The following is a 10,193-nucleotide window of genomic DNA, read 5'->3' on the forward strand; positions in this document are numbered from 1 at the left end:
TAGCGCTGTTCTTCGCGAGGGCTGAATTCAACCGGCCGTTCCCATGAAGGCCGCCTTCACGGCTGCGGGGCCTTCGGAAATTTGCGCCGCGGTAGGTGAGAAGCCCGCCGCCAGCATCCGCCGCCCCAACATATGCTCTCCGGGGCGGTTGATTGTTTCTATAGCCACAAGACGTTCGCCAGAGAACATATAGACGCAAAACGCTCCGCTGTCGGCATCACCGGTTACGATCTCGCGATCCACATCGAAGGGCAACCCAACCATCTGCAGCTTGCGCTCCCCCTGGTCGGACCAGAACCAGGCAACCGCGTCGAATGCAGCCTTTTGGCCAAGCATCGCCTTGGCGACGCTGCGTGCCTGATCCGTCGCGTTCTGTACAGATTCAAGCCTGAGCCGGCGTCCCGAGGTGGCGTGCGGAAAGGAGACGCAATCGCCGATAGCATAGACGTCCGGTGCACTGCTGCGCCCTTGCGCATCGACACGGATACCGTTCTCGCAGACGAGGCCTGCAGCTTGTGCAAGCGCCGTGTTCGGCGCGGCGCCGATTCCGACGAGAACAAGGTCGGCAGGCAATTCACGACCATCGGTCGTCACAACTGCGCGCACCTTACCCGCCTCCCCGACAATCCGGCTGACACCGGTACCGGTCGCGATCACCACGCCGAGGCTTTCGTGATAGGCATGCAGATGCTCGGCAATGCGCATGCTCACAGCCCGACCAAGAAGGCGCTCTGCTACCTCCACCACTTGCACCTGCTTGCCGGCCATGGCCGCGGTCGCCGCCACCTCAAGCCCGATGAAGCCTCCGCCGATCACGACGATGTCCCCGGCGCGCTGCAATTCGCTTCGCAACGAACGGGCATCGGCGCAATCGCGCAAATGGCAAACGCCGGCCAGATCGGCACCGACAATCTCCAGCCGGCGCGGACGCGCGCCGGTGGCGAGAAGAAGCTTGGTCCAGCGCAGTTGTCTGCCGTCCGAAAGCGCCAATGTATGTCCGGCAGGGCTGAACCCGGTGGCCTTTGTCCCCGCGAGCAAATCGATGTCCTGTGCCTCGTAGAATGCCTTTGCCCGCAAGATCTGCGGTTCGGCATTCGGCGACTTCAAAAACGTCTTCGAAAGCGGTGGTTTGTGATACGGCAATTCGGGGTCGGCCGAAACCAGCGTGAGACGTCCCGTATACCCTTCCTCGCGCAGACTGGCTGCCGCTTGCACGCCACCGTGCCCCGCACCGACTATGATAATGTGCTCGTCCAGCGTTCCGCTCCGGTCTCTCAACGTCCCGACACTACGGGGTCCCGACATAGAGAGCGCCGAGCGCTTGGGCAAGTCCGGTAATTCGCGGCGGCCGGAACCGAATGTGATTTCGACACCTTGACGAGGGAAAGATTCTGCCCTCCGGCGGGCTCCAGCCGGAGGGCAGTGCTGCAACAACCCCGTTTAGAACAGGGCCGCGGTCTTCTGCAGCGTTATCCATACGCCCCACAAGATGGGAATGCCGACGATAGCCCAGGCCAGAAGCGCCTTACCGTCGAATCCGCCTTTGCCGATTCCGAAGGAACCGGTCGGGCCGGAATCGGCGGCTGCCGACTTTGCTTGAAGTTTGGCGACCTCCTCGTCCGACATGTACCACTTGTCCGAAAGCGGCTTGACCAGCATGTTGCAGATCAGGCCGAGCAACAGCATGCCGGCGAGGATGTACATGGTGAAGTCGTAGACCTGCTCGCGCGGAATGCCCGCATTGAGCTGAGCTTCGCGAATGTAATTCACCACGACCGGTCCGATGATACCTGCCGTGGCCCAGGCCGTCAGCAGCCGGCCGTGAATGGCGCCGACAAACTGCGTGCCGAAGATATCGGCAAGATAGGCCGGCACTGTGGCAAAGCCGCCGCCATACATGGACAGAATGATGCCGAACATCAGGACGAAGAGCACCTGGCTTCCGATATGCGCGGCCGAGGGCGCGAGCGCGTAGAGGACAATGCCGATGAGGAAGAAGGCGTAGTAGGTGTTCTTGCGGCCGATCCTGTCTGACAGGGACGCCCAGAAGAACCGACCGCCGATGTTGAACAATGACAACAGACCGGCAAAGCCCGCCGCAATCGCCGCAATGGCCGATTTCTGCGAGGCATCAAGCTGGTTGAAGGTCAATTCCGGCATTCCGAGCAACCGTCCGCCGAAGATCTCCTGCAACATGGGTGAAGCCATGCCGATCACGCCGATCCCGGCAGACACATTGAGGGTCAGAACGGCCCAGATCAGCCAGAATTGCTTGGTTTTGTGGGCGTCGCGCAGGTGGACATGGCGCGAGGTAATCATCGACTTCGCGCTCTTTTCCGGTGGCGTCCAGCCTTCCGGACGCCAGCCCGACGGTGGGATACGGTAGCCGAAGGCGCCCCCCATCATGAATACGAAATAGATTGCGGCCATAACCAGAAATGTCTGCCAGACGCCAACAGAATCGGCGGTCTTGAACGTGTTCATCAGCATGTCGGCCAGCGGCGCTCCTATCATCGCACCACCCCCAAAGCCCATAATGGCCATGCCGGTTGCCATGCCGCGGCGGTCCGGGAACCATTTGATGAGCGTGGAGACCGGCGAGATATAGCCGAGCCCGAGGCCGATACCACCAATCACGCCGGCACCGAGCCACATCAACCAAAGTTGGTGGAGCATCACGCCCAACGCGGCGACGGCGATGCCACCGCACCAGCAAAAGGCGGCTACGACACCTGCCTTACGTGGACCGGCCCGCTCCAGCCAACCGCCCCAGATTGCCGCCGCCGATCCGAGTAACACGAAAAACAGCGTGTAAATCCAGCCGAGATCGGACACGCGCCAGTCGCAATTGGTGGTGAACAACGCACCGACCAGCGTCATATCCTCGCAAACCACCCTTTGCGAAATGCCGATCGCCTGGGTCAGCGGCAACCAGAAGACGCTGAAGCCGTAGGCCATGCCGATGCAAAGATGGATCGCCAGAGCCGCCGGCGGAACAAGCCACCGATTGAAGCCCGGCCGGGCGATTATTCTTTCCCTGTCAAGAATTCCCCCGGCGGGCGCGCCGGATAATGTTTCACTCGCTGCGGACATAAGTCTCCTCCTCCCGCCGGATTTCCGGCAGCCGTCCTGCTGGTTACTTCTGTGAAAATTCCCGAACGATGCGATCCGCCGCCCTCCGCGCCGGATACAGCCGGGTCGGGTCCCGGCGATCGAAAGTGTCCTCCTCTTGCTCGATCAAGAGGTAAGCAATGGCTATGCCAAACAGCAGGCAGCAACGATTTCAATGGTTTGCTGATCGATAAACTGGCTCGATGGACATTTTGTCCAAGGCGATCGGACATTTTGTCCGAAGCTTAGCGCGCCTCGGGCAGCCAGATCGTGAAGCACGTGCCTCTACCTGGTTCGCTCTCCGCCGAGATCTTGCCGCCTTGCCGGCTGACCAATGTCTGGCTGATCGAAAGGCCGAGACCGGTCCCTTCCTGGCGCTTTGTCGTGAAGAAGGGATCGAACACTTTGTCGAGCATTTCATGTGTCATACCGATGCCGGTGTCCGAGATCTCGATCACCAATCCGGTATCGCCATCGACATCCTGATCGCGGCTGGAAAGGGACAACGTGCCCCCGTCCGGCATCGCATGAATCGCATTCACGATCAGGTTTACGAGAACCTGCTGCAACTCCGTTCTGTTCATCAGCACGAGACGGGTCGCACAGTCATCACGCCGAACTTCGATCTCCGCCTTGTTGAGGAGATGCTGGACGAGCGGTAGCGTGTCTGAGATCACATCGGCCGGCGTGTGGCGCTCCAGAAAGCCCGCATATTCCTCCGGCTTGGCGAACTGAAGCAGCTTGGTGACGATCTGACTGATGCGGTGAATCTGCTCGTCCAGCAGCCGAAACTCCGTTCGCGCCTCACGCGCGTGTTCGCCCATTATCTGGCGCACCACTTCGAGATTGCCCTGCATTACGGCAATCGGATTGTTGATCTCGTGCGCCACGCCGGCAGTGATTTCGCCGATGGCAGCAAGCTTTTCGGACATGATCAATTGCCGGGTGGTGGCTTCCAGTTGCCGGTTGGCAAGCCGCAATTCGCGTGTGCGCTCTTCTACCCGCGCATTCAAGGCTTCGTTCCACGCACGCAACTGTTTGTCGCGCTCCTGCAACTGCTCGAGAAGCAGATCCAGATGCTGGGCCACGCGGCCGATCTCGTCGTCGACACCGCGAATGCCGGTCCGCGCGCCCAGATCGCCGCCCTCCACCTTTGAGATCGTGCCGGCCATGCGCTCCAGCGGCTTGAAGATTGATCGGGCCCAGCGCAGAAACAACGGTACGCTCAAGGCAGTGATTGCGAGAAACGCGACCGCGATCATCGCCAGCGTCGTGTATTTCGCTTCGGTGAACGGCGCTTCAAGGAAGCCGACATAAAGCATGCCGACGCGCTTGCCGTAACTGTCGGTGATCGGCTCGTAGGCGGAGATGTACCAGTCGTTGACGACGAAAGCGCTATCGAGCCACACACGCCCTTCGCCGAGAACTGCGGAACGCACGATGCTCGAAACCCTTGTGCCGAGTGCCCTGCGCCCCTCGAAAAGCCGCACATTGGTGCTGATACGTACATCGTCGAGAAAGAGCGTCGCGGTTCCCTGGCTACCTTCCGGCAGGCTCGCCTCGCGATAAACCAGATCGTTGATCGTATCGATGAAAACGAGATTTCGGTTGAGAAGATTGCCGCCGACAAGCGCGGCCGCGCGACCGTCGGCCAGACGAACCGGCGTTGCCGAATGCACGACCATGCCGCGTGTTTCAGCGGCGCGCTTGGTGGGCACCGCGTTGGCCGTCGGCACCAGATCGAGCCGCGCCCGATCGGCGAGAGCCGGTGCAATCGCAGCAAGTTCCTGATCGGAGAAAATGTCGATGCCCGTGGCCGCCTCTCCAGAAAACGCGGTATCGATGATGGGCCAATCGAACCTTGGAGCGCCGGCAAGCCGCGGGGCGGACGTCACGACCGTCCCGCCCTGGGGAACCAGATAAAGAAAATCGAGATCGAGTGCGCGGCGCTTCTCCTCCAGAAGCGTTCCGAGACCCTCGCCTCCGGCTTCGACCGTATCGCGAAAACGGGCCGACCCTCCCAGAGCCGTCACGCGTTCACCGGTGTTCTCGAGCAACCGCGTAAAATATTGATGCGCGATTGTCAGGTCGCCATTGACCTTGGAGATAAGCGCGGCATCGAATTTCGCGTTCCACCGATAAACGGCCATACCCAGCAGCAGCGGCAAGATAACCAGCGTCGGCAGAAGCGCGATCACCAGTAGGCGGAAGCGAACCGAGCGCCCCTGGCTCTTGCGCTGCCCGGGCTCTAATCGATCAGACATTCCAGGCCGCGCATTTGCGGTCGATGGTCTTGCGGGAGATTCCGAGCTGGCGCGCGGCGGCCTCGCGGTCGCCGCCCACGCGGCCAAGCACAGCGAGGATGTGCCGGCGTTCGATGTCGGCAAGGCTTTCGCCCCCAACACCGGTTTCGGCCATCAAAGGGCCTCCACCGCCGAAATCGTCGGGAAAACGACCGAGAATGAGGGTGCGTTCGATCAGATTGCGCAATTCCCGTACGTTTCCCGGCCAGGAATAAGTAGCCAGCGCGGCGCGCGCATCCGTGCCGATGCGCACATCGGGTGTGCCCAACTGCTGCGACAGCTTCGTCATGAACAGATCGGCAAGCTCCTGAACGTCATCGCCACGATCCTTCAGCGGCGGCAGGTGAATCTGCATCACATTGATGCGGAAGAAGAGATCGGCGCGAAAATGTCCGGCCTCCACCAGTTTCTCAAGTTCCGCATTGGTGGCGAACACGAAGCGCAGATCGACCGGAATTTCGCGCTCCGAACCCACAGGCCTGATCCGGCGGTCCTCGAGCACCCGCAAGAGCTTGCTTTGCGTCGCGAGCGGCAACTCCCCGATCTCGTCCAAAAACAACGTGCCGCCCTGCGCGTGCATGAAGAGACCCTCACGGCCCGCTTCCGCGCCGGTAAAGGCACCCTTGAGATGACCGAACAGCTCCGTTTCGATCATGTCCGGCGGGATGGCTGCGCAATTGACGGGGACAAACGGTTTGTCCGAACGGTCCGAAAGCGAGTGAAGCGAACGCGCGGCCACCTCCTTCCCGGTTCCCGATTGGCCAGTCAGCAGAACGGAAGTCGGCAGCGGCGCAACACGCGCAATGGCATCGCGCACGTCGCTGATGGCCCTGGAACGGCCGATCAGTTTGTCGCGCAGAAGCACATGGTCCGAGGTCGATTTGAGTTCATAGCGCAGAACGTAGTTTTCGCGCTGGAGGCGCATCTGATCGAGGCACCGCGCCACGGCATTGAGAAGCTGGTTGGAGCGGAACGGCTTGAGGATGAAATCCACCGCACCGGCGCGCAGCGCCTGTATAGCGGTTTCAAGGTCCGCATAGGCGGTCATCAGGATTGCATTGGAGAAAAATCCGATGGCGCGTTGCTGGGCGAGCCAGTCGACGCCATTCCTGCCCGGCATGATGTTGTCGAGAATCACCACATCATAATGGTTGGCGTCGAGCTTCCGTGAAGCTTCTTCCGTATCGGCGGCTTCATCGAGACGCTTGCAACGCGGACCAAGCGTGCGCAAAAGAAAGTTTCGCATGCCCGGCTCGTCGTCGATCACGAGTATGGAGGCCTGGGCCAGCCACGGACCGAATTCGGGGTCGGCAGCCATGTTCCGCTGCGCCTTCGCTGCCTGTCCGTTTGCCATGTCCTCCCGTTCTCCTCCCATGCTTTGCGGCATGATTAGCCAAGCCCCGCAGGAAAGCAAATATGCACCTGCTACTCTCCGCCGCCCGCCTGGAAGGATTTGCGCCATTGATCCAGGAAGGCCTTACGTTTGGCTTGATCCAGTCCGACCAGCAGCGCGGGAGAAAGGGCGATGGGACGGAAGGCGGCCTCCTCGGCGGACGGGCCGGCGCCGGTATCGATGCGGTTCAGCATTTCCGGGCCGTTGAGCGATGAAAACAGGCGCGACGGCCCCGACAACAACCGCTGTCCGGTATCGCTCAGAGCCAAAGCGATCAGGGCGTTTGCCGCCCGTTTGTTGCGCGCGTGACGCGAAACCAGGGCGGCCCGCGAAAGAGCGAGCGTGTAATCGGACGGAAAAATGATGCCGATACGCGGATCCTCTTCCTGCCGCGCAAGCGCATAAGAACCCAGAACGTTGTAGCCCAGGACCAGTCGGCCGGTGCGGACGCCCTCGATCACATCGGAACTGCAGCAGAACAGTTGCGCCCGGTTCTGCCCCAGGCTTTCCAGCAGCCGGCCCCAGGTGGAAGCCTGCGCCGCGTCCTCGAAGGCGAAGATATAGCCGACGCCCGAGCTTTCGATATCATATGTTCCGATGCGGCCGCGAAAGCGTTCGGTCTGACGCAGAAGGTCGACCAGTTCGAAACGGTTGCGTGGCACTTCCTCGGGTTTCAAGCCCTCCCGATCATAAACGATAACGGCCGGCTCGAAGGTGAGTCCGACCAGTTCATTGCGCCAGGCCGCCCAGTCCGGCAAATCCGCTGGCAGGTTGAAGCGAAACGGTTCCGAGCAGCCGTCATTAACGAGGCGAACCTGTTCTGGAATTGCGGATGAAATCACAGCGTCCGCGAAAAAATCTCCGGCCTCGCAGGCTTCCGCCACCGCCGCATAGAGATCCAGGCTGGTCATCTGGCGATAAACGACCGCAGTGGTGGGATTGGCATGCTGAAACTCACGGATGAGCGGCTCGATGAAGATGAGATCGGTCACACTGCCGATAACGAGTGTTTCGGACTTGTCGCCGAGTGCCTCGAACATCGTATCTTCCGCCATGGGGCGCCCTGGCAATAAAAGCGTTATGATTACCGAAAGGCCTATGGCTAAGCGTCTCATAAGTATGCGTTTCCCTCTGTCGCGAGCGGCAGGTCCAGGCTGATGGTGAACGTGCCTTTTTGAGGTTCGAGCACAATCCGGCCATTGTGAAACTCCGCAACCTCTCGCACGATCGCCAATCCCAACCCCGCGCTTTCCGGTTTGTTGGGATTGATTGCAAAACGTTTTCCGACCTCGGCAGGGTCGCTGGCCGGCAATCCGTCGCCGCGATCGGTGACGGCGATGCGCGCTCGCCCTCCCGTCGAGGAGATGGTGACTGCCACGGGCGGTTTTCCGTGCGCGTGGGCATTGTTCAGCAGATTCTTCACCGCCTCTCCCAGGCTGAACGCATCACCCTGCACCATGACCGGCTCCTCTGGCAGATCGAGCTGGATGCGCAGTTTTCGCCCGCCGGAAAGTTGAACGAAATCACGCTCCGCGCCGACGGCGATGCGCCGCAGATCCAACGGCTCGAGCGGCGCGGTATCGGCACGATGCGTGACCAGCGCGTGGCTCAGAAGCTGGTCCGTCAGGCGGTTCAGACCGATGGCGCGACTACGAATGCGCCGATGGAGCGCTTTCAATCGTTGCGGGTCGTCTTCATCCAGCGCCAATTCACTATGCGCTCTGAGCGCTGTGATAGAGGTTCGTATCTGATGTGCCGAATCGGCAACGTAGTCCTGCATTGCGCGCACACGCCGATCGAGCCGGCCCATGAAACGGTTGATGGAGGCCACCAGTGCCGATACTTCGTCCGGCGCATGCATGGAAAAGGGGGATAGGTCGAGCGGGTCGCGCTCCAGGATTGCCGTCTGAATGCGTTCCAATGGGCGCATGGCGTAGCGCATCGCCAGAAGCGCCAGAACGAGGATGGCAAATCCCGCGCCCGCGATCACGGCAACCGACTGCGTGGCCATGCTGCGGGCCAACTGCTCCCGGCTGCCGGTGGTATGCGCCACGACAATATAGATGTCGCCGCTCACCGCGCGCTCGGCGAGACGCCTCAGCATGGCGTGGGCACGCACCCTTTCACCGCCGAAATCGACCTCGTAGGTGAAACCGCCCTCTGGAATATCATCGGCCTTGGGCAGCGGAAAATCATCATCGCCCGTCAGCGTCGTCCCGTCGGGCTGGGTCACGCGATAAAAGATACGTTCGTCCTTGGCGAGCGATAAGAGCTCGAACGCCGAAACGGGAATGTCGACGCGCACATCGCCCTCGATGACGAATATGCGTTCCGCGATCTGCAGAGCCGCCCCCTGCAGCAAACGGTCGAAGGCCTCGTTTGCCGCCTGCCGGCCATAACCGTAGGCAGCATAGATGGTGGCGGCTACCGCAAGCCCCAGTACAAGCGTCAGCGAAATGGTCAGGCGATAGGCGATCGACAGACTGCGGCCGGGCGTAGCCTCCCGTCTCGGATTCGTCATCGACCTCCCGTCTCCATCGTTACCGCCTGATAGCCGAGGCCGCGCAACGTGCGGATTTCCAGGCCCGATCCCTCGATTTTGCGGCGCAGACGACCGACATAGAGTTCGACCGCATTCGGGTTGCGCTCCTCGTCATGTCCGAAGAGACGGACAAGCAGGTCCTCCTTTTCAAGCACCCGGTCCCGATTGGTCAGAAAAATCTCCAAAAGCGTCTGCTCGCGCCGTGTCAGGTCGCACGGTTTCCCATTGATCAGAACTCGGCGCGCTGCCATGTCGAAGGTGAGTTTCCCCACCGACAGCGTGCGGTCTGCCTCGCCGCTGCGTCGACGTATGATTGCGCGGATGCGCGCTTCCAGTTCACCGAGATCGAACGGTTTGATCATGTAATCGTCGGCACCCAGATCGAGTGCGTCGATCTTTTCGTTAACGGCCAATCGCGCCGTCAAAACCAGGACGGGAACTCTATTTCCCCCGGACCTGAGTTTCTTGAGGAAGGCCATGCCCGACCCATCCGGCAAGTTGATGTCCAGAACGACCAGGTCGTGATGTGCCATTGCCACGAAGTGCTCGGCGTCTTCCAGAGTTTCTGCACGATCGCTGACATGGCCGGCCTTCTCGAGCCGTCTTTCGATTGCCTCTGCGACGTCGCGCGTGTCTTCAACGATCAAGAAATGCATCTTCCCCGACAATGACAGCTTTTTGACAGGCTAACTCTATAGGGTCCGTTCCGCCATGAGAACAATCTCCTTGGCATACCGCTCCGGACATTGGGAGGACAGCGGTATCGAAAAGTTTGAGGAGAGGTCTGCCAATTCCCGGCGGAACCACTCGAGAGGAGGAATTTCGATGAAAAAGCTAATCGGCC

At 60.7% G+C, this 10,193-nt stretch carries 7 protein-coding genes; all 7 read right to left on the reverse strand.

Features of this window, described 5'->3' with window-relative positions:
- Nucleotides 1-27: 27 nt before the first annotated feature.
- The gene (locus QZ638_RS07715; protein WP_295808576.1) at nucleotides 28-1,305 is read right to left on the reverse strand and encodes an FAD-dependent oxidoreductase; all 1,278 of its coding nucleotides are present in this window, start codon (nucleotides 1,303-1,305) and stop codon (nucleotides 28-30) included.
- Between the two features lie 135 nt (nucleotides 1,306-1,440).
- Nucleotides 1,441-3,093: an OFA family MFS transporter gene (locus QZ638_RS07720; protein ID WP_295808577.1), complete on the reverse strand. Its 1,653-nt coding sequence runs from the start codon at nucleotides 3,091-3,093 to the stop codon at nucleotides 1,441-1,443.
- Between the two features lie 263 nt (nucleotides 3,094-3,356).
- A complete protein-coding gene (locus tag QZ638_RS07725) occupies nucleotides 3,357-5,375 on the reverse strand; it encodes a HAMP domain-containing sensor histidine kinase (protein ID WP_295808578.1) in 2,019 nt (672 codons plus the stop codon).
- Nucleotides 5,368-6,768: a sigma-54 dependent transcriptional regulator gene (locus tag QZ638_RS07730; RefSeq protein WP_295808580.1), complete on the reverse strand. Its 1,401-nt coding sequence runs from the start codon at nucleotides 6,766-6,768 to the stop codon at nucleotides 5,368-5,370. Before QZ638_RS07730 ends, QZ638_RS07725 begins: the two co-directional genes overlap by 8 nt.
- Before the next feature lie 71 nt (nucleotides 6,769-6,839).
- A complete protein-coding gene (locus tag QZ638_RS07735; protein WP_295808582.1) occupies nucleotides 6,840-7,862 on the reverse strand; it encodes an ABC transporter substrate-binding protein in 1,023 nt (340 codons plus the stop codon).
- 56 nt (nucleotides 7,863-7,918) lie between these two features.
- Nucleotides 7,919-9,328: a sensor histidine kinase gene (locus QZ638_RS07740; protein ID WP_295808584.1), complete on the reverse strand. Its 1,410-nt coding sequence runs from the start codon at nucleotides 9,326-9,328 to the stop codon at nucleotides 7,919-7,921.
- Nucleotides 9,325-10,005, reverse strand: a complete 681-nt coding sequence (locus QZ638_RS07745) for a response regulator transcription factor (RefSeq protein WP_295808586.1) — start codon at nucleotides 10,003-10,005, stop codon at nucleotides 9,325-9,327. The genes QZ638_RS07740 and QZ638_RS07745 overlap by 4 nt, the downstream gene beginning before the upstream one ends.
- Between the last annotated feature and the right edge of the window lie 188 nt (nucleotides 10,006-10,193).

The sequence above is a fragment of the uncultured Nitratireductor sp. genome, from assembly GCF_913053745.1.
Lineage (GTDB): Bacteria > Pseudomonadota > Alphaproteobacteria > Rhizobiales > Rhizobiaceae > Nitratireductor.

Coding starts and splice junctions, on each gene's coding strand:
- QZ638_RS07715 (WP_295808576.1), bottom strand. CDS start 1,305: ATGTCGGGACCCCGTAGTGTCGGGACGTTGAGAGACCGGAGCGGAACG.
- QZ638_RS07720 (WP_295808577.1), bottom strand. CDS start 3,093: ATGTCCGCAGCGAGTGAAACATTATCCGGCGCGCCCGCCGGGGGAATT.
- QZ638_RS07725 (WP_295808578.1), bottom strand. CDS start 5,375: ATGTCTGATCGATTAGAGCCCGGGCAGCGCAAGAGCCAGGGGCGCTCG.
- QZ638_RS07730 (WP_295808580.1), bottom strand. CDS start 6,768: ATGGCAAACGGACAGGCAGCGAAGGCGCAGCGGAACATGGCTGCCGAC.
- QZ638_RS07735 (WP_295808582.1), bottom strand. CDS start 7,862: ATGGCGGAAGATACGATGTTCGAGGCACTCGGCGACAAGTCCGAAACA.
- QZ638_RS07740 (WP_295808584.1), bottom strand. CDS start 9,328: ATGACGAATCCGAGACGGGAGGCTACGCCCGGCCGCAGTCTGTCGATC.
- QZ638_RS07745 (WP_295808586.1), bottom strand. CDS start 10,005: ATGCATTTCTTGATCGTTGAAGACACGCGCGACGTCGCAGAGGCAATC.